We start from the raw sequence: 20,810 nt of genomic DNA, 5'->3' as shown, positions 1-20,810 counted from the left end.
GATTTTAGTTTTTTTGATAACCTCCAAAATAGTTTACAGGACTCCAATCCGGAATGGCTTTTGGAGTTGGCTGTGCAAATGTTCTAAAGTCATTATCGGCATAAACAACTTTTCCGTTTACAACTGTAAGTTCCGATTCTATGTTTAGAATTTTTTCTTCGGGAGTGTTGAAATAATCATCAGAAAGAATCGCAAAATCTGCTAATTTATCTGCAGTAAGCATTCCGCGATCTTTTTCTAAATTAATCAATTGGGCACTTCCGTAAGTAAATAATTTTAAGGCCGCTGTTCTGTCCTGAATATTTTCGTCTGCCATATATTTCAAGCCGCCAAGTGTTTTTCCGGTTGTTAACCAATACAAACCAACCCACGGATTATAGCTGGCAACACGAGTTCCGTCGGTCCCCATTCCAACTTTGATGCCCATTTCGAGTATCTTTTTAAGCGGAACCGTGTTTGCAGCAGCCGTTTTTCCATATCTTTTTATAAAACTTTCTCCCTGATACGCCATTCTGTGTTGAATTGCTAATCCGCCGTTTAAAGCTTTAATACGTTTTAAATTTTCCAGGGAAACGGTTTCTCCGTGATCGAAAAACCATAAAAGTCCGTTTAGTGGCGTTTCTTTATTAATATCTTCAATTACATTTAAGAATCTTGTAATGCTTTCATTATAAGTAGCGTGAATTCTAAACGGCCATCTGTTTTTTATTAATAATGATAAAACTTCTTTTAGTTGTCCTTCCATTGCCGGGCTTAATTCCGGTCTTGGTTTGTCGAAATTTTCAAAATCTCCGCCGCTCATTACCAAATTTTCTCCGGCGCCTTGTGCATGATATTCTACTTTATCTGTATCGTGATCGTCGCAGCCTTCGCCAATTTCTACGGTGCTAACCCATTTCGAGTAATCGTTAAGTTCGCTTCCTGCTTTTTGGGCAAACAAATAATAGGGCATTCTAATCGTTAAACCGCTGTCTTTGCATAAACCGTTTGTTGTGCCATAATCGTCCGGAAAGTTTTGAAATCCGCCGCCTGCATCGATAATTGCAGTTACGCCAAGACGATTCATTTCGGTCATGAATTGTTTTGTTGAGTTTATTTTTTCTTCGGGAGATAATTCAGGAAGTTTGGAAAGGGTAGAGTATAAGATGAATGCATTTGGCTCTGCAACTAATAATCCGGTTGGGTTTCCGTTGGCATCTTTTTCTACAAGTCCGCCATTTGGATTTGGTGTATTGGCATCAATTTTTAAGGCTGCAATTCCGGCTTTATTCAAATAAGCGTGACCGTATAAATGCAATACAAAAGTTGGAACATCGCCTGTCGCTTCGTTAATTTCTGCAAGTGTTGGTAATCTTTTTTCTTCAAATTGATACGCATTCCAGCCGCCTACAACACGAACCCATTGTCCTTTTGGTGTTCTTTGCGCTTGTTCTTTCAGCATTGCCAAAGCTTTTTTAAGAGAACGAACGCCATCCCAGCGTAATTCGGTATTAAAGAATCTTCCGCCGCGAATAATGTGCATATGTGAATCGAATATTCCGGGAATTATTACTTTTCCTTTGGCGTCGATTACGGTTGTATTTTTGTTTTTTAATTTTAAGATTTCACTGTTTTTTCCAATTTTCAGGATTTTTCCATCGGCTACAGCCATAGCTTCTACAATTGTATTTTTGTCATCTAAAGTATGAATAACGGCATGATGAACAATAAGTGTGGCTTTTTTGCTTTGAGAAAAAATGGGTAAAGAAATGATGAGTAAAAATGTTAATATTTTGAAAGAGAGTTTCATAATAGCGGTATTTTTTAGTTGGTTTTGGGAGAAAAAAGACTGTGACTTAACACAGCCTTTTTGGGTTTTTCTGAATGTTTTAAAGGAACATAGTCCGCTGATTTTACTGATTTGCTTTGCAAAGACGCGGATTTACGCAGATTTTTTCTATGAAATAGTTTAAATTTTAAAATCCGTTTTTATCCGTGTTTTCGCGATAGCGAATCCGTTTTATCTGCGTTCAATTAAATTTAGTGTTTCAACATTTCGTGAGCGTATTGAATACCAACACCGTAAGCTCCGCCATATTTTTTAGCCAAATCAGTTACGGCAACATAAGTTTCCTGACGTGCCCAGTCGCGTTGTAATTCTAATAAATATTGTAATGAAGTTATTGGATGCGCACCTGCCTGAACCATACGTGTAATGGCCATTTCGTGCGCTTCTTTAGAAACGTCTGCACTTGCATCTGTAATTACGTAAACATCATAACCATCGTTAATTGCTGATAATGTTGGTCCTACGATACAAACGCTTGTCCATAAACCGCCAAAAACAATTTTCTTTTTACCTTTTCCAATAATTGCTTTATATGCAGGAGCATCTTCCCAGGTATTCATCGATGTACGATCAATATAATTTGAAGTTGCTTTAGGATAAAATTCTTCGATTTCACGGAAAACCGGCCCGCTGAATGATTTTTCGGCAACAGTTGTTACAATTGTCGGAACGTTGAATATTTTTGAAGCTCCGGCAACTAACGCAGTATTATTACGTAATTGATCAATAGGTGTACTTCCAACAGCAAATGCCATTTGGCTTTCATAATCGATAAGTACTAATGTGTGGTTTGTTGGATTTAGTAATGCCGGACTTGGTTTTTGAGCGAATCCAATAAAAGTTATAAATAATAAAGCTGCTGTTAAGATTAATTTTTTCATGATAATAAATTTTTTGTTTGTTAATAAAATGGATTTTTAAATTTGTTTTTAGTTTTTTTCGGTTTATGGCGTTCAAAAGCAGTGCCTTGTTTGTAAGGCGTTGATTTTAAACGGTTTTTCGAAAAAGGTAATAGTAATTTTAACGATATATCGTCAATGTAACATTGGATATTCGTGAATGAAATGTTTTAAAGCTTTAATGAATTTTAAAAGGAGATTTTCTGGTACCTAAATTTTTCCTTTTAAATGTAATCGGTGTAGTATTTCAGATTGTAATAATCCGCTTCCGCCACCAAAATGTTCAATTACTTCTACATCCGGATGATGTTTTAAACAAAAAGAAGTAAACTCTTTTTCGATATGATCTTCAATTCCGGAACTCAGCAGAACAATATCGATTTTGTTGTTTAGAAAATATTCCTGAGCTATTTTTTCATCGCTGAAACTAACTCCATTCCAATTCTCGTTGGCGTTTACAAGTCGAAGTAAAATCGGTAAGATTGCTTCGTTTTTTCCGAGTATTAAAAATTCTAATAATTTCATTTTTTCTAAGTTTCTAAGTTACTAAGTCTCTGAGTTTTTTTATTTTTAAATTTTCTGTTTTGATAGAACTTCTAATTTACTTTACAAATGTATTTCTTAGAAAGTAATTTCAACTTAATCTAGGATAAGAAAAGGTTCTGAGTTTCTAAGTCTCTGAGACTCTATCCCGAGGCTTCGGGACTAAGTTTTTTTTTCAGTTTTTGGACAGAACATTTAATTTACATGACAAATGTATTCATTAACAAGATTCTGGTAACTTAATCTAGGACAAGAAAAGATTCTAAGCTAAAAAACCTTAGCAACTTAGAACCTTAGTAACTAACTTTAAAGAAAAATTTTGTTACAATGTGGAAACCCGTAAGCAATTCTAAAAAGTTGCTTGTAGTTTTGCTTTGTAGAAATGAGGATATATAATTTTTTGCCTTTTTAGTATCATTTGTCTCTGCTAATAGTTTTTTGGAAAAAACAATTTTAGTTAAAACAAAAGTTTGACATAATCATTGATCGTGGTCGTTGTATAAATTTGCAAATAAATACAATCGTGTCTAATTTAGTATGGTTTTTAGATTTAGTTATATTAAACTAAATCTAAAAACCTTTTTTATTTATAATAATATTTACCACAGATTAAAGGATTAGTGAGATTAAAACCCATAAAAAACAAAAAAATCTGCTAAATCTGTCAAATCAGCGAGAAAAAATATTTGCCACAGATTAAAGGATTAATAAGATTAAAATTTTAAAAAAAAATCTGCTTAATCTGCCAAATCTGCGAGAAAAAAATAACCCCAGTTTTAAAAAACTTGAATTCTAATATCCATTGCTTTTAAGCCATTCCTCGCAGGCTTTTGTCCAGAACTTACTTGTGTCATTCACGCCAAGACCAAATCCGTGACCGCCTTTTTCATATAAATGTAACTCCGCTGTAACTCCGTTTTTCTTGAGTGCCAAATAATAATTAACACTATTTTCAGCCAAAACTGCACCATCGTCTGTTGCATGAACTAAAAATGCCGGAGGCGTTTGAGCCGTAACCTTTTTTTCATTCGAAAAAGAATCAATGTCTTGCTGAGAAGGATTTGCCCCCAATAAACTAGTTTGAGATCCCTTGTGTGTTATATCATTTTGCATGGAAATAACCGGATAAATTAAAAGGGAAAAATCAGGTCTTGCACTTATTTTTGAAGCCGTTTCATATACCCTGTCATCATAATGAGTCGATAAAGTCGACGCCAAATGTCCGCCTGCGGAAAATCCCATTATGCCAATTTTATTCGGATCGATATTCCATTTTGCGGCATTTAATCTCACAATACGAATTGCTTCCTGCGCATCCTGTAAAGGACCAACAGTTTTGTTTGTCATGATCAAATCATTTGGTAATCTGTATTTTAAAACAAAAGCCGCAATACCTAAAGTATTCAACCATTCGGCAACTTTAGTTCCTTCTTTATCAATGGCTAAATGCGAATATCCGCCACCGGGAAGAATAACTACAGCGGTTTGGTTTTGTTTAATTTCTTTTGGTAAAAAAATACTCAAAGTAGGTATCGAAACCTGACTTGTACTTTGCACTTTCCCATCTTTTATGACTTCTTTTTCTTGATAGTCAGGAGCTTTAATTTCTTGCGGAATGGTTTTCCAAAGAGGAATAACCTGATTTTGGGCCTGAATATAAGTTGTAATTCCTAAAAGGAAAATCAGGTTTAAAAATGTTTTTTTTACTATGAAGTTCTGTGATTTTTTCAATTTAAAAGAATTTTATTAATAGCTGGTGATTCGTATTATTCAAATTTATATTTTTTTATTGATTTAAAGACGTAATGCTGTTATAAAACATATTTCTTTTTACATAAGAATTGTTGTTATAAATTGATTTTAAAGTATTGATTTTAGTACTATTTTGACACCTAAAACGGACGAATTTCGCATGTATACATTTAACATATATATTATTTAATGTGTAATTTTGAGTTTACTTTTTTGTGTTAAATGTTTATTTTGAGTATCAAAATAATTTTTAATATAATTATTTGGAATATTAAGATTAAAAACTATATTTGTGCAATCGATTACATTATTTGAAATTTTGTTGCACAAATTACGTTATATGGTTAAGTATGAACACTTAACTTAAACTGCATTTGTGAGATTAGAATTTTTCAATTATTAATATTTTACTAGCCTAAACCATTACCCTATTATGAGTCAAATCAAAAAACACAGTGGAAAGTATCGTTGGAGTATTTGTGCATTATTATTTTTTGCCACAACTATTAATTATCTTGACAGACAAGTACTTTCTTTAACATGGAGTGATTTTATAGCTCCTGAATTTCACTGGACAAACAATGATTACGGAAATATCACGGCGCTATTTTCTATTTTTTATGCCATTTCTTTATTGTTCGCCGGAAGATTTGTGGATTGGTTAGATACTAAAAAAGGCTTTCTGTGGGCGATCGGAATATGGTCTGTTGGTGCTTGTCTGCATGCATTTTGCGGAATTGCAACTTCGGGAATTATTACAGGAAACTGGTTTGTAGGTTTTGAAGGTGCAAAAGATATTATTCATACCGTAAATGATACGGGAATGGTAATTAACGTAAGTGTGAGTTTATTCATTTTTGCCCGTTTTATCCTGGCAATTGGTGAAGCCGGAAATTTTCCTGCGGCGATCAAAACAACGGCTGAATATTTTCCTAAAAAAGACAGAGCATTTTCTACCAGTATTTTTAATGCAGGCGCAACAGTTGGTGCGTTGGCAGCACCAATATCGATTCCGTTTATAGCGAAATCTTTTGGCTGGGAAATGTCATTTATAATCATTGGTGCTTTAGGTTTTGTATGGATGGGATTCTGGGTTTTTATGTATGATAAACCGGAAAGACACCCAAGAGTTAGCCCTGAAGAATTAGAATATATTCAGCAAGATGATATTGCAGATAGTAAATTAGTAGGTTATATTCCTGATCATTCGACTAAAGTATCTTTTGTAGATTGTTTTAAATACAAACAAACATGGGCTTTTGCTTTTGGTAAATTTATGACAGACGGTGTTTGGTGGTTCTTTTTATTTTGGACTCCGGCGTATTTAAGCTCTGTTTATAATATGGATTCTACACAAGCTGCTTTGCCATTATTTGTACTTTATATGATTACACTGCTTTCGATTATTGGAGGCTGGCTGCCAACTTATTTTGTGGAGAAAAAAGGAATGAATCCGTACGAAGGAAGAATGAGAGCGATGTTAATTTTTGCATTTTTTCCGTTATTGGCATTAATCGCACAGCCTTTAGGATATATCAGTTACTGGATTCCGGTTATCATTATTGGTATTGCAGGAGCTGCACATCAATCATGGTCGGCAAATATTTTTACAACAGTAGGAGATATGTTTCCTAAAAAAGCTATTGCAACCATTACCGGAATTGGAGGTTTGGCAGGAGGAATTGGGTCAACATTAATCAACAAAGGTTCAGGAATGCTGTTTGATCATGCAAAAGATACGAATATGGTTTTTATGGGTTTTAAAGGTATTGAAGCCGGATATTTTATCATTTTCTCCATTTGTGCCGTTTGTTATTTAACAGGCTGGATCGTGATGAAAAGTTTAGTTCCAAAATACAGCCCAATTACAAATCTTTAATAGATTTTATGAAATAAACTAGCTAACCAACCAACCAAACCTTAAAATTATGAATCAAGCTAATGCAGCAATTGGAAAATATCGCTGGACAATTTGTGGTCTTGTATTTTTTGCCACAACGGTAAATTATCTGGATAGAAATGTAATTAGTTACCTGCGTCCTTTTCTGGCAGAAGCTTTTCATTGGACACCTGAACAAGAGGTTATAGATTATTCTAATATTGAACTGGCTTTTAAAATTGCTTATGCAATGGGAATGCTGGTTGCAGGCGGAATTATTGATAAATTAGGGACTAAAATTGGTTATGCAATTGCAACAGGTTTATGGAGTTTAGCAGCAATTGGTCATGCACTGGCAACAGGAACTCCGGGTTTTTTAATAGCACGTGTTTTTTTAGGAATTACAGAAGCCGGAAATTTTCCCGCAGCCATTAAAGCAACTGCTGAATGGTTTCCGCAAAAAGAAAGAGCTTTGGCAACCGGAATTTTTAATTCAGGAAGTAATATCGGAGCCATAATTGTGCCTTTGTCTGTACCATTTATAGCAGAAAATTATGGATGGCAATGGGCATTTATCCTTACGGGAATTGTTGGTTTTATCTGGCTTGTTTTATGGTTCATTTTTTATGAAGTTCCTGAAAAACAAAAAAGATTATCGCAGGCAGAATTTGAATATATTAATTCTGATAAAATAGAAGTAACAGAAGTTGAACATACAGAAAAAGTTTCATGGTTAAAACTGCTTAGTTTTCGCCAAACATGGGCATTTGCAATTGGTAAATTACTAACAGATCCTGTTTGGTGGTTTTATTTATTCTGGTTGCCTGATTTCCTGATGAAAGAATATAAACTTTCAGCAACAGAAATTATCTGGCCTTGTGCATTGGTTTATGTTATTGGAAGTATCGGAAGTATTGGCGGCGGATGGCTTCCGCTAAAATTAATAAACAAAAACTGGCCGGCTTATAAAGCCCGTAAAACAAGTATGTTAATTTATGCTTTTGCCGTTTTACCGGTTTTATTTTCTCAATATTTAGGCGCAATAAATATTTGGTGGGCCATTTTAGTAATTGGTTTGGCAGTTTCTGCACATCAGGCGTGGAGTGCTAATATTTTTACAACAGTTTCAGATATGTTTCCTAAAAAGGCAACAGCTTCTGTTACAGGAATAGGAGGTATGTTCGGCGCACTTGGCGGAATTTTACTAACTTTAGTAGTTCAAAAAAACATGTTTGTTTATTATACTAAAATAGGCAAAATCGAAACGGGTTATTTTATTATGTTTTGCATTTGCGGAGCCTCTTATTTACTGGCGTGGCTGATTATGCATATTTTAGTTCCGAGGATGAAAAAAGTAGAAGTGTAAAATCAACACAAATAAATTTCTATTTGTATTATGATTTTTGAAGATAAAAATATAATTTTGTGCAATCGATTACATAAAAATAAAAATTATGACAAAATATAGTTCAAGATACGCGTCAAGCCCAGAAGCTGTAAAACAATATGATACGCAGCAGTTAAGAAATGAATTCTTAATTGATGATTTAATGCAGGAGAATGAAATTGTTTTGACGTATTCTCATTATGATCGATATATAGCAGGTTCTGCAGTTCCTGTAAAAGATTTAACGCTTCAAACCATTGATCCTCTTAAAGCAGGTTATTTTCTTGAAAGAAGAGAAATGGGAATTATAAATGTTGGCGGAAGCGGTTCTGTTGTAGTTGAAGGAACATCGTATCCATTAGGTTTTAAAGATGCTTTATACATTGGAAGTGGAAATAAAGAAGTAATCTTTAAAAGTGACGACAGTAAAAATCCGGCTAAATTTTACATCAATTCAGCTCCGGCGCATACAACATATCCTACTGTAAAAGTAAGTTTAGAACAAGCTAATAAATTACAATTAGGAACAATGGAAACGGCAAATCACCGTACGGTAAATCAAATGATTATTGGCAGCGTGGTTACAACGTGCCAATTGCAAATGGGAATGACGGAATTGAAAACAGGAAGTGTTTGGAATACGATGCCGGCTCACGTTCACGATCGCAGAATGGAAGTTTATTTCTATTTGGATATTCCGGAAAATCAGGCAGTTTGCCATTTTATGGGACAACCACAGGAAACTAGACATATCTGGATGAACAATCATCAGGCAGTAATTTCTCCGCCTTGGTCAATTCACTCAGGTTCAGGAACTTCAAATTATACTTTTATTTGGGGAATGGCGGGTGAGAATTTAGATTACGGAGATATGGATGTTTGTAAAATAACTGATTTAAGATAAGAAGATGAGTTCATTATTTGATATAAAAGGAAAAGTTGCCCTTATTACAGGAAGTACGCACGGACTGGGAATGGCAATGGCAAAAGGTTTAGGACAAGCGGGAGCTACAATTGTAGTGAACGGAAATTCGTCTCAGCAAAAAATTGACGATGCTGTTAAAGAACTTCAAAGTGAAGGAATAAATGCAGTTGGTTATAAATTTAATGTAACGGATGAACAGGAAGTGAAAACTGCTGTTGCAAAAATTGAAAGTGAAGTTGGACCAATTGCTATTTTGATTAATAATGCAGGAATCATCAAAAGAATTCCGCTTATCGAAATGGAAGTTGCCGATTTTAAAGAAGTTATAGATATTGATCTGGTTTCGCCTTTTATCGTTTCTAAGCATGTGGCAAAAGGAATGATCGAAAGAAGACAGGGAAAAATCATTAATATTTGCTCGATGATGAGCGAATTAGGTCGTAATACTGTTGGTGCTTATGCTGCTGCAAAAGGGGGTTTAAAAATGCTGACTAAAAATATGGCTACAGAATGGGCAAAATACAATGTTCAGATTAACGGAATTGGTCCGGGATATTTTGCTACAGAACAAACAAAACCTATCAGAGTTGACGGACATCCGTTTAATGATTTTATCATTAGCAGAACTCCGGCTGCAAAATGGGGAGATCCTGGCGATTTAGCAGGAGCTGCAATATTTTTATCTTCTAAAGCAAGTGATTTTGTAAATGGTCATATTTTATATGTTGATGGCGGAATCCTGGCAACAATTGGTAAACCATCAAACGAAGAATAATTCTCAATTATAATTAAAAAGACATGAGTTCAAAGACATTCATAAACGATAATTTTTTACTTGAAAATAAATATGCTGAAGAGTTGTACCACAATTACTCTAAAAATCAGCCTATTATAGATTACCATAATCACCTTAATCCGCAGTTTATCGCCGAAGATAAAATATTTGACAATATTACTCAGGTTTGGATTAACGGAGATCATTACAAATGGCGTGCAATGCGTACGTTAGGTATTAACGAACAATTTGTAACCGGAAATGGTTCTGACAAAGATAAATTCTTAAACTGGGGAAAAACGGTTCCGTATACAATGCGTAATCCATTATATCACTGGACACATTTAGAATTGGCACGTTATTTTGATATTTATGATTTACTGAATGAAAAATCGGCAGAGAAAATTTATATCGAAACTTCAGAAAAAATAAATTCTCCTGCATACAGCACACAAAACCTGCTTAAAAAAGTAAATGCTGAATTAGTTTGTACAACAGAAGATCCAATTGATAGTTTAGAGTTTCACAAAAAACTGTCTCAAAATCCAATTGGAACAAAAATGAGTACGGCTTTCAGACCCGATAAAGCTATTCTTATTTCAAACGATGGCTATAACGCATATCTGGACACGTTGGGGGATGTGTCCGGAGTTGCGATTAACACGTATGCTGATTTATGTTCGGCATTGAGAAAAAGAATTGAATTTTTTAATCAAAATGGCTGTAAACTAAGCGATCACGGTTTAGACCAGATTTATTTTGAAAACTTTACAGAAAGTGAAGTGAATTCAATTTTCAAAAAGAAAAGAGAAAATCAAACAATAACGCCGGAAGAAGGCTTGAAATTTCAAAGTGCAATTTTATTGTTCTTATCTGAAACGTATCATGAATTTGGCTGGGTTCAGCAATTTCACTTAGGGGCGCTAAGAAACAATAATGCACGTATGCACAGAATTTTAGGTCCTGATACAGGTTGGGATTCTATTGGAGATTATCCACAGGCACAAAAACTGTCTTCATTTTTAAATGCATTAGACAGCAAAGATAAATTGACAAAAACGATTATTTATAACCTAAATCCGGCTGATAACGAAGTTATGGCTACGATGATTGGAAATTTCAATGACGGAAGCGTTAGAGGAAAAGTTCAGTTTGGTTCAGGATGGTGGTTTTTAGATCAGAAAGACGGAATGACGAAACAATTAAACGCTCTTTCAAACATGGGATTAATTAGCTGTTTTGTTGGAATGCTGACAGATTCAAGAAGCTTTTTGTCTTTTCCAAGACATGAATATTTCAGACGTATTTTATGTAATCTTTTAGGAGACGAAATTCAAAGAGGTGAACTTCCTGCTGATATGGAATGGATTGGAAAACTGGTTGCTGATATTTCATACAACAACGCTAAGGAATATTTCAAATTCTAAAATAAAAATAATTTTACCATTAAGAGATTAAGGAAAATTAAGTTGGAAGCTGAATAAAAATTAAGATTAAAGTTTAAAAAAATAATCACGCAGATTTTGCAGATTAAGCAGATTTTATTTTTAAGGAAAAAAATTAATCATTTTAATCTTTTAATCTGTGGCGAAAAAATAAACCATAAGACGTTAAGTTTCATTAAGACAAAACTTAATTTTTCTTAATCTCTTAATGGTAAAAAGAAAAACATTTTATTGGTAAAATAATAAAAATATATGAGTAAAATAGTTGCATTCGGTGAAATTATGTTGCGTCTTTCGACGGAAAGGCACTTGCGTTTTTCTCAGGCAAAAACATTTGGAGCTTCTTACGGAGGTGGAGAATTTAACGTTTCGGTTTCTTTGGCAAATTATGGTTTAGATGCCGAGTTTGTAACCAGATTACCAGAAAACGAAATTGGTGCTTCGGCATTAAAAGAAATCAGAAAAATGAATGTCGAGTCTAAAAACATTGTTTATGGAGGAGAACGTTTAGGAATCTATTTTCTGGAAACAGGCGCCGGAACCAGAGGAAGTAACGTTGTTTACGACCGCGCACACAGCTCGATGGCAACTATTGAAAAAGGACTTATTGACTGGGAAAAAGTATTGGAAGGTGCAGACTGGTTTCATTGGAGCGGTATTACGCCAGCGATTTCTCAAAGTGCAGCCGAAGCTTGTTTAGAAGCCATTAAAGTGGCTCATAAAATGGGAATTACAATTTCGTGCGACTTAAATTACAGATCAAAATTATGGCAATATGGCAAAACGCCAAGCGAAGTTATGCCGGAAATGCTGCAATACAGTAATGTTATTTTAGGAGATATTGATACAGCGTATTTTATGTTGGGAATTCCTAAGGCAAACCCGAATTATCAGGACGAAAAATCACTTCCTGCTTTATACACGCAATTATTTGATTTGATTCCGAATTTAAAAACGGTTGCCACAACATTACGTTATTCTGTAAGTGCTTCTCACCAACGAATTGGCGGTGTTTTGTTTGACGGAAAAGCAATTTATCATGCTGCTGTAAAAGAAGTTACGCCGGTTGTAGACCGAGTAGGAAGCGGAGACGCTTTCATGGGCGGATTGATTTACGGTTTGTTACAATATCAAAACAATAATCAAAAAGCATTAGATTTTGCAGTTGCGGCTTGTTGTTTGAAACACACTATTGCGGGCGATTACAATCTGGTTACATTAAAAGAAGTTGAAAATATGCTTGACGGTGATTCTGCCGGATTAGTATCAAGATAATTTATATAAAATGGCAAAATATTCAAGAATAGAAGTAGCGCAGCAAATGAAAGATAACGGAATGGTTCCGCTATTTTTTCATTCAGATATTGAAATCAGTAAAAAAGTATTAAAAGCTTGTTATGACGGTGGTTCCAGATTAATGGAATTTACCAGCAGAGGCGATTTTGCACATGAAGTTTTTGGCGCTTTAAACAAATATGCTTTGGCTGAATTACCGGGAATGATTCTGGGAGTTGGTTCAATTACAGATGCTGCTTCGGCATCGTTATATATGAGTTTAGGCGCGAATTTTATTGTAACTCCGGTTTTTAGAGAAGATATTGCAATTGCCTGTAATCGTCGTAAAGTATTATGGTCGCCAGGTTGCGGAACGCTGACGGAAATTGCAAGAGCCGAAGAATTAGGCTGTGAAATTGTAAAATTATTCCCTGCGGATATTTACGGACCAGAGTTTATAAAAGCCATAAAAGGACCTTGCCCATGGACGAACATTATGCCAACAGGTGGCGTTTATCCAACGGTTGAAAGTTTGTCGTCATGGTTAAATGCAGGCGCAACTTGTGTTGGATTAGGGTCACAATTAATTTCGAAAGATATACTCGATAACAATGATTTTGAAGGCTTAAAAACAAAAGTCAGCAACGTTCTTGAAATCATCAAAAATATTAAAAATAAATAAGGAGTAATCATACCGATTCCTTATTTGAATTGCAGTTTTTTTTAGATTTTTAACGTTTTGTAATTGAGCATTACGCTTGCTAAATACAGCTTGTCACTCCTCACAGCAAATTGTATTTTACTCTTACAAGTGTAATGTTTCTTTTACAATTAAAAAAAACTTCTTATAAAGTAATAAGGTATTTAATGTGGTTATTTATAACACTTTAATGGATTTAAAATGAAACAATTAAATAGAAAAAATACAGGATTAGAGAAATTACAGCCAATTAAAGTAGTTCAGTTTGGTGAAGGAAATTTCCTGAGAGCTTTTGTTGATTACGCTTTTCACAAACTAAATAAAGAAGTTGATTTTAATGCCGGTATTGCAATAGTTCAGCCTTTGAAAGACGGTATGGTAAATATGATAAATGATCAGGATGGTCTTTATACTTTGTTTATGAACGGAATTAAAAAAGGCGAAAAAATACAAGATATTGAGTTAATTACTAACATTGTAAAAGCTATAAATCCGTACACTGAGTTTGCAGATTATTTAGCTTTAGCCAAAGAAGAAGAACTTCAATTTATTGTTTCAAATACTACCGAAGCCGGAATTGAATTCATTGAAAGTGATACTCCTGATATGCAGCCGCCAGTTTCATTTCCTGCAAAGCTGACTGTTTTATTATATGAAAGATTCAAACATTTTAATGGAGATGCCTCTAAAGCAGTAACAATTATTCCTTGTGAATTGATTGATTATAACTCAGAGACCCTGAAAAAATATATTTTGCAATATTGCGATACATGGAAGTTAGAGGATGCATTTAAAACTTGGGTATCAGATGCTTGTACGTATCACAGTACTTTAGTTGACAGAATTGTTCCCGGATATCCAAGAGCTGAAATTGAAGAATACAATAATAAATTAGATTATCAGGACAATTTAATTGTTGCTGCAGAACCTTTCTTTCTTTGGGCTATTGAAGGCGGGGATGCTTTAAAAGCAAAATTACCTTTTGATAAAACAGATTTGAATGTAAAAATCGTTGATGATATTCGTCCTTTTAAAATGATTAAAGTTCGTATTCTAAACGGTGCACACACGGCAATGGTTCCTTTTTCACTTTTGTACGGTAACAAATTGGTAATGGAAACTGTTAACGGAGATTTTACCGGAAAATTCGTAAACAGCGTTATTGGTGAAATTAGTGAAACACTGGATATGGATAAAAATGAAATTACAGCCTATACTGAAGAGGTAATGGATCGATTTAAAAATCCATTTATCAAACATGCACTTGCTGATATTGCATTAAATTCTATCTCAAAATTTAAAGTAAGAGTTTTACCTAGTTTATTAGGATATTATAATACTAACAAAAAATTGCCAGTTAATTTAACTTTTTCATTAGCGAGTTTAATTCAATTCTACAAAGGAACCTGGAATAACGAAGCATTACCTGTAAAAGATTCTCCAGAGATAGTTGAAGCATTTAAAAACGCGTGGCAATTAGGATCTGCAGATTTAGTTGTAGCTAAAGTATTAGCTAACACTGAGTTTTGGGGTGAAGATTTGACTAAAATCAAAGGTTTATCAGAAGCTTTAGTATTGGCCTTAAATGAAATTGAAGAAAACGGAATAGAAAAAGGATTTGCTAATTTCAGCAAACAATATTAATTGGAATAGTTTCTAAGATTCTAAGTTCCTAAGTTTTTGGGACGCATCTTAGTAACTTAGTAACTTAGAATCTTAGCAACTTAAAAATAAAAATCATGCAAAAGAAATTAATAAAAGTAAACCCTTCAGATAATGTCGCAGTGGCATTAGTAAATCTGGTTGCTGGTGAGGTAATCAACTTTGAAGGACAAGATATTACAATCGTATCTGATGTGAAAATGAAACATAAAATCGCCATGCATACTTTTGAAGTAGGTGAGCGCATTATTATGTATGGTGTTTTGGTTGGAAAAGCAAGTGCCAGAATTGAAAAAGGAGGTTTACTTTCTACAGAAAATGTAAAACACGAAAGTGATAAAGTAACGGGTAAAACCGAAACTATTGGCTGGGCTTCTCCAAATATTGACAAATGGAAAGACAGAACGTGGCAGGGCTATCACAGGGAAGACGGACAAGTTGGAACTGAGAATGTATGGTTATTTTTTCCGTTGGTTTTTTGTGAAAACAGAAATATCGAAATCTTAAAAGATATCTTCGAAAAAGAATTAATGAAGCCAAAAGAAAACGATTATCAATTGTTGCTTCGTTCTTTGGTAAAAACAGAAACAGGCGGTGCAGGTAATGAAGCGGCTTCAAACGATGCTAATTTATTCAATAATATCGAAGTAAAATTCATCACGCACCAAGGTGGTTGTGGCGGAATTCGTCAGGATTCGCACAGTCTTGCGAAATTATTGGCAGGATATGTAAATAATCCAAACGTTGCCGGAGCTACAGTTTTGAGTTTAGGATGTCAGAATCTTCAAATTCAAATCTTCAAAGATGCTTTGGATGCTATTAATCCAAACAGTAAAAAACCTGTTTTAATCTACGATCAGCAGCAAATTGGTACTATCGAAACAATGTTAAGCAGCGTTGTAAAAGATACTTTTGAAGCAATCAAAGTAGCAAACGACATAAAAAGAGAGCCAGCTCCATTATCTAAACTAAGAATTGGTTTAGAGTGCGGTGGTTCTGACGGATTCTCAGGAATTTCGGCTAACCCGACTTTAGGTGTAACTTCAGATTTACTGGCTGCTTTAGGCGGAACTACAATTCTATCTGAATTCCCAGAATTATGTGGAGTTGAGCAGGAATTAGTAAACCGTTGTGTAGAAGACGAAAGCGGAAAACGTTTCTTAGATTTAATGCAATGGTATGAAAAAACTGTTGTTGATGCAGGTTCAGGATTTGATATGAATCCGTCTCCGGGTAACATCAAAGACGGTTTGATTACAGATGCAATGAAATCTGCAGGAGCCGCTAAAAAAGGTGGAACATCGCCAATTACAGGTGTTTTTGATTATGGTGAATATATTACGACACCGGGATTAACATTACTTTGTACACCAGGAAACGATGTTGAATGTACAACTGCAATGGTAGGTTCAGGAGCAAATATGGTATTGTTTACAACAGGTTTAGGAACTCCAACAGGAAACCCGATTGCACCGGTTGTAAAAATTTCATCTAATACAGAATTGGCTAAAAAAATGTCTGATATTATTGATATTGACACCGGAGGAATTATCACAGGTGAAAAATCTATCGATGAAATGGCTGATGAAATGCTTGAATTTATTATTGATGTTGCAAGTGGAACTATCAAAACTAAAGCTGCAATTTTAAATCAAAACGACTTTATTCCTTGGAAAAGAGGAGTTTCGCTTTAATTAAAAGTTAACTATAAAAAAAGCTCACTTAAACAGTGAGCTTTTTTGTTTTTTTACCATTAAAATATTAAGATAATAAAGCTTTGAACTCTTTCCTGCAAGGTTTTCAAAACCTTGTAGGTATGTTTTCAAGGATCCTGATATCTGTAAGGACCCAGATACCTACAAGGTTTTGAAAACCTTGCAGGAACTATAATATATTAAAAGGTACTTCTTGACGATGATTTACGAATGTGTAATTCCGGTGCGAGAACTACCTTTTTTTCGATTTTGATAGTCTCTGTTTTGTCTACCTGTTCAAGGAAAACGCGTGCAGACATTTTTCCCATTTCAAGCGGAGACTGGTCTACAGAAGTTATTGATAATTCCATGAATTTGGTAAAAGGTTCGTTACTAAAACCCGCTACACAAAACTCTTTTGGAATACTGATATTTCTTTCTTTTAATTCCTGAATAGCTCCCAAAGCAGCAAAATCACTCGACGAAAATATAGCATCTGGTCTGGTTTCAAGCTGTAATAATGCATCAACTGCTTCTTTTCCGGCTTCGACACTACTTTTTACAGAAATAACATATTCTTCCTTAAAAGTCATTCCGTTGTCTAACAAGGCTTGTTTATAACCTAAAAACCTGTTTTTAAAAATCTCAAGCGACTGATCTCCTGATAAATGTGCAATACATCTGCAGCCTTCATTAATAAGATGTTTGGTTGCCATATAACCACCTTTAAAGTCATTAATGGTAACAGAACTAACGCCGTCAATATGTTTGTTACGGTCAAAAAAGATCAGAGGAACATTTTTTTGCAATACATTATGAAAAGCACCATCATTTTCGTTTGTAACCGCAGTTACAGACATTAAAATACCGTCGACCTGAGCATCAATCAACGTATAAAGATTTTCGTTTTCTCTTTTGGAATCTTCATGAGTCTGGCAAATAATTACCTGATAACCATGAGGATGAAGTTCTTCTTCGATTCCTCTGATGACAGAAGCGAAAAAGTTACTATCGATACGAGGAACAATTACACCAATGTTATTGCTGCGGCCGCTTTTTAACGCTAAAGCAAGTTTGTTCTGCTTATAGTTCATTGAAGCTGCGGTTTTTATAACCAATTCGCGCGTACTTTCTTTTATCTTAGGATTATTGTTTAACGCTCTTGAAACCGTAGCTGCAGTGATATTTAGCTTTTTTGCAATATCATAGATGGTTATTTTTTCGCTCATTCAAAAATAGTTTTTGATTTATTTACAGACAAAAATACATTTTTTTTAGATAATCTAATACAAATTGTTATCGATTACCATAATTTATAACTAAAACGTTTTCAGTTGTACAATGATAATAAATTATGTGTTTTTTTGTGCAATGTGCAAATAAAATTAATAATAAAAATTAAATATATAATTTTTTTCTAAATAAATTTGGTGCATCCGATGTAATTTTATATTTTCGTGTAATCGATTACATGGCTTTTGCAATGTTAATCGGCGTGAATAATAAATACTGCATAAATGACTACAAATAAGCTTATAACGTTTCGATCACTTGCAATTTTTAGTATCATGATTACAATGATTTTATCATGTGGCAAACAAGTTTCTGCTGTTTCAGAATCCAATCCGTGGAAAAAAATGGATTTAATCATAAAAAGTATTCCGGAAACACACTTCTCTGATAAGACTTATAACATAAACGATTTTGGCGCTGTCGCTGACGGAAAGACCTTAAACACAGCTGCTTTTGCAAAAGCGATTAAAGCCTGCGCTGAAAATGGCGGAGGAAAAGTACTTGTTCCAAACGGTAAATACTTCACAGGTGCCATACATTTAGAAAGTAATGTCAATTTACATTTAGAAGATCAGGCTGAAATTCTTTTTAGTATAGATCCAAAAGATTATCCAATTGTTCATACATCGTGGGAAGGCACAGAATTGATGAATTATTCTCCACTTGTTTATGCTAAAAACAAAACCAATGTTGCCATAACCGGAAAAGGAACGCTAAACGGTCAGGCGAGCAGTGCTAACTGGTGGGTTTGGTCCGGAGGTAAAAGCTATGGCTGGCAAAAGGGAATTCCATCGCAAAATGATCCGTCAAATCGCGAGGTTTTAGTAGATATGGCTGAAAAAGGAATTCCGGTTTCAGAAAGAATTTTTGGTGACGGACGTTATTTACGACCAAGTTTTATTGAATTTTTTGAATGTAATACGGTTTTAATAAAAGATGTTACCGTAATAAATGCTCCTTTTTGGATTTTACATCCTTTAAAATCCAACAATATTATTATCGACGGCGTTACCGTAAACAGTCACGGACCTAATAACGATGGCTGCGATCCTGAATATTCTCAAAACATAATTATTAAAAACTGCACCTTTAATACCGGTGATGATTGTATTGCCATAAAAGCCGGCAGAGATGCTGATGGAAGAAGGGTTGCTATACCAAGTAAAAATATAATCGTTCAGAATTGTAAAATGATTGACGGTCATGGCGGAGTGGTAATTGGCAGTGAGATTTCTGCGGGTGTAAACAATGTTTTTGTAGAGAATTGCGTCATGGACAGTCCAAATTTGGACAGAGCAATTCGTATTAAAACAAATTCTAAAAGAGGCGGCGTTATCGAAGATATTTTTGTTCGAAATCTTGAAGTGGGAACTGTAAAGGAATGTGTTTTAAGAGCAACGATGACATATAATGTTTATGGCAGTCAGACAGGAAATTTTATTCCGGTGGTTCGAAATATCAGCCTTGAAAATATTAAAGTAAAAAACGGAGGAAAATTTGGGGTTTTGGCAGATGGTTATGCAGAATCTCCGGTAGAAAATATCACATTAAAAAATGTTGTAATTCAAAAAGTAGACTCCGTTTACTCTTTGAAAAATGTAAAAAACATCAATTTTATAAACACATATATCAATGGCAAAAAAGTGGAGTCAGTTAAAAACTAAACCTGCTATTGTGCCAACACACGAATAAATATTTTTACAAATCCTGGTTATTAGTAATTTGATAATTTTTGAAGGATTGTTTTTTGAAGTAGTTAAGCTGGGGTTTGATATTTTTCAAACTCCATCCTTAACTATAATTTGGTTTATATGAGAAAAGTTTTTTTTAGTATAGTGTTGATTTCCAATATTGTATTTGCACAAAGCAATTTACATATTGATACTTCGTATACCATAAAAAGCACGTATAATAAATTAATTAAAAAGTATCCTTTTATTACCATTCCGCAGGAAAAACATAATGGAGATGTAGCTGAAATAAAAGACCTTATTTACCAACAGCGAAAAGACAGAGCCTTACATTTAGATGCTTTTTATTATAAGAAAAAGAAATTAAACCCGGCAATAATCATGATTCATGGCGGTGGCTGGAGATCAGGAAATAAAAGTCAAATGCATGCTTTGGCGAAAGAATTTGCTGCAAAAGGTTATTCTTGTTTTGCAATTGAATACAGATTATCTTTAGAAGCAAAATATCCGGAAGGCGTTTATGATGTAAAAAATGCTATTAAATTTGTAAAAGATAATGCACGAAAATTCAATGTTGATACAAACAAAATTGTTGTTTTAGGTTGTTCCTCAGGAGGACAAATGGCAACTTTGATTGGTACAACAAATGAAAATCAGGGTTTTGAAGAAGCTTCTTTCAAAAGTAAATCAACTTCAAAAGTAAATGCAATTATTGATATAGACGGAGTTTTAGCTTTTAAACATCCGGAATCTTCAGAAGGAGAAATGGCATCGTTTTGGCTGGGAGGTTCTTATACTGAGAAACCCGAAAACTGGAAAAATGCATCGGCTTTAAGCCATACAGATAAAAATACGCCGCCAGTACTTTTTATAAACAGCAGTATTGACAGGTTTCATGCGGGCAGGGATGATATGATAACCATTTTAAGTGAGAATAAAATTTATAATGAAATAAAAACAATTCCGGATTCACCGCATTCATTTTGGTTTTTTGAACCCTGGTTTACTGAAACGGTGAAATATACAACACAATTTTTAGATACAATATTCAAATAATTTATA

General features: G+C 34.2%; 16 protein-coding genes. 11 read left to right on the top strand and 5 right to left on the bottom strand.

Annotated elements, in window-relative coordinates:
• Window positions 1-4 precede the first annotated feature (4 nt).
• The 4 genes from OLM54_RS07835 to OLM54_RS07820 all read right to left on the bottom strand — a co-directional run bounded on the left by OLM54_RS07835 (window position 5) and on the right by OLM54_RS07820 (window position 5,001).
• Window positions 5-1,789, bottom strand: a complete 1,785-nt coding sequence (locus tag OLM54_RS07835; protein WP_264538037.1) for an amidohydrolase — start codon at window positions 1,787-1,789, stop codon at window positions 5-7.
• A gap of 230 nt (window positions 1,790-2,019) precedes the next feature.
• Window positions 2,020-2,709, bottom strand: a complete 690-nt coding sequence (locus OLM54_RS07830; RefSeq protein WP_264538036.1) for an isochorismatase family protein — start codon at window positions 2,707-2,709, stop codon at window positions 2,020-2,022.
• Window positions 2,710-2,937: 228 nt separating this feature from the next.
• Window positions 2,938-3,252 (bottom strand): hypothetical protein, encoded by a 315-nt coding sequence (locus OLM54_RS07825; RefSeq protein WP_264538035.1) that lies wholly within the window; start codon window positions 3,250-3,252, stop codon window positions 2,938-2,940.
• Window positions 3,253-4,062: 810 nt separating this feature from the next.
• Window positions 4,063-5,001, bottom strand: a complete 939-nt coding sequence (locus OLM54_RS07820) for an alpha/beta hydrolase (RefSeq protein WP_264538034.1) — start codon at window positions 4,999-5,001, stop codon at window positions 4,063-4,065.
• Window positions 5,002-5,455: 454 nt separating this feature from the next.
• On the opposite strand from OLM54_RS07820, the gene OLM54_RS07815 reads away from it, so the two are divergent.
• The 9 genes from OLM54_RS07815 to OLM54_RS07775 all read left to right on the top strand — a co-directional run bounded on the left by OLM54_RS07815 (window position 5,456) and on the right by OLM54_RS07775 (window position 16,764).
• The gene (locus OLM54_RS07815) at window positions 5,456-6,901 is read left to right on the top strand and encodes an MFS transporter (RefSeq protein ID WP_264538033.1); all 1,446 of its coding nucleotides are present in this window, start codon (window positions 5,456-5,458) and stop codon (window positions 6,899-6,901) included.
• A gap of 49 nt (window positions 6,902-6,950) precedes the next feature.
• On the top strand, window positions 6,951-8,267 hold the full coding sequence (locus tag OLM54_RS07810) for an MFS transporter (RefSeq protein ID WP_264538032.1): 1,317 nt from the start codon (window positions 6,951-6,953) through the stop codon (window positions 8,265-8,267).
• An 88-nt stretch (window positions 8,268-8,355) separates the two neighbouring features.
• Window positions 8,356-9,192 carry a 5-dehydro-4-deoxy-D-glucuronate isomerase gene (gene kduI, locus OLM54_RS07805; RefSeq protein WP_264538031.1) on the top strand — a complete coding sequence of 279 codons (837 nt, stop codon included), beginning with the start codon at window positions 8,356-8,358 and terminating at the stop codon, window positions 9,190-9,192.
• 4 nt (window positions 9,193-9,196) lie between these two features.
• Window positions 9,197-9,988, top strand: coding sequence for a gluconate 5-dehydrogenase (locus OLM54_RS07800; protein ID WP_264538030.1), 792 nt, complete (start codon window positions 9,197-9,199; stop codon window positions 9,986-9,988).
• 23 nt (window positions 9,989-10,011) lie between these two features.
• Window positions 10,012-11,415 carry a glucuronate isomerase gene (uxaC, locus tag OLM54_RS07795; protein ID WP_264538029.1) on the top strand — a complete coding sequence of 468 codons (1,404 nt, stop codon included), beginning with the start codon at window positions 10,012-10,014 and terminating at the stop codon, window positions 11,413-11,415.
• Between the two features lie 270 nt (window positions 11,416-11,685).
• A complete protein-coding gene (locus tag OLM54_RS07790; protein WP_264538028.1) occupies window positions 11,686-12,708 on the top strand; it encodes a sugar kinase in 1,023 nt (340 codons plus the stop codon).
• A gap of 10 nt (window positions 12,709-12,718) precedes the next feature.
• On the top strand, window positions 12,719-13,390 hold the full coding sequence (locus OLM54_RS07785; protein ID WP_264538027.1) for a bifunctional 4-hydroxy-2-oxoglutarate aldolase/2-dehydro-3-deoxy-phosphogluconate aldolase: 672 nt from the start codon (window positions 12,719-12,721) through the stop codon (window positions 13,388-13,390).
• 219 nt (window positions 13,391-13,609) lie between these two features.
• Window positions 13,610-15,052 (top strand): tagaturonate reductase, encoded by a 1,443-nt coding sequence (locus OLM54_RS07780; RefSeq protein ID WP_264538026.1) that lies wholly within the window; start codon window positions 13,610-13,612, stop codon window positions 15,050-15,052.
• Between the two features lie 95 nt (window positions 15,053-15,147).
• The gene (locus tag OLM54_RS07775) at window positions 15,148-16,764 is read left to right on the top strand and encodes a UxaA family hydrolase (RefSeq protein WP_264538025.1); all 1,617 of its coding nucleotides are present in this window, start codon (window positions 15,148-15,150) and stop codon (window positions 16,762-16,764) included.
• Between the two features lie 200 nt (window positions 16,765-16,964).
• Here OLM54_RS07775 and OLM54_RS07770 read toward each other — a convergent pair whose 3' ends face one another.
• A complete protein-coding gene (locus OLM54_RS07770) occupies window positions 16,965-17,993 on the bottom strand; it encodes a LacI family DNA-binding transcriptional regulator (RefSeq protein ID WP_264538024.1) in 1,029 nt (342 codons plus the stop codon).
• 339 nt (window positions 17,994-18,332) lie between these two features.
• On the opposite strand from OLM54_RS07770, the gene OLM54_RS07765 reads away from it, so the two are divergent.
• Both OLM54_RS07765 and OLM54_RS07760 read left to right on the top strand, forming a co-directional pair.
• A complete protein-coding gene (locus OLM54_RS07765) occupies window positions 18,333-19,721 on the top strand; it encodes a glycoside hydrolase family 28 protein (protein ID WP_413614468.1) in 1,389 nt (462 codons plus the stop codon).
• Between the two features lie 147 nt (window positions 19,722-19,868).
• Complete coding sequence (locus OLM54_RS07760) at window positions 19,869-20,804, top strand: alpha/beta hydrolase (protein ID WP_264538022.1); 936 nt, start codon at window positions 19,869-19,871, stop codon at window positions 20,802-20,804.
• Window positions 20,805-20,810: the final 6 nt, after the last annotated feature.

Source organism: Flavobacterium sp. N1736 (assembly GCF_025947065.1).
In the GTDB taxonomy this organism is placed as follows: domain Bacteria; phylum Bacteroidota; class Bacteroidia; order Flavobacteriales; family Flavobacteriaceae; genus Flavobacterium.
The sequence above is the reverse complement of the archived record's forward strand: the minus strand, read 5'-3'. Positions and strand labels throughout refer to the sequence as shown.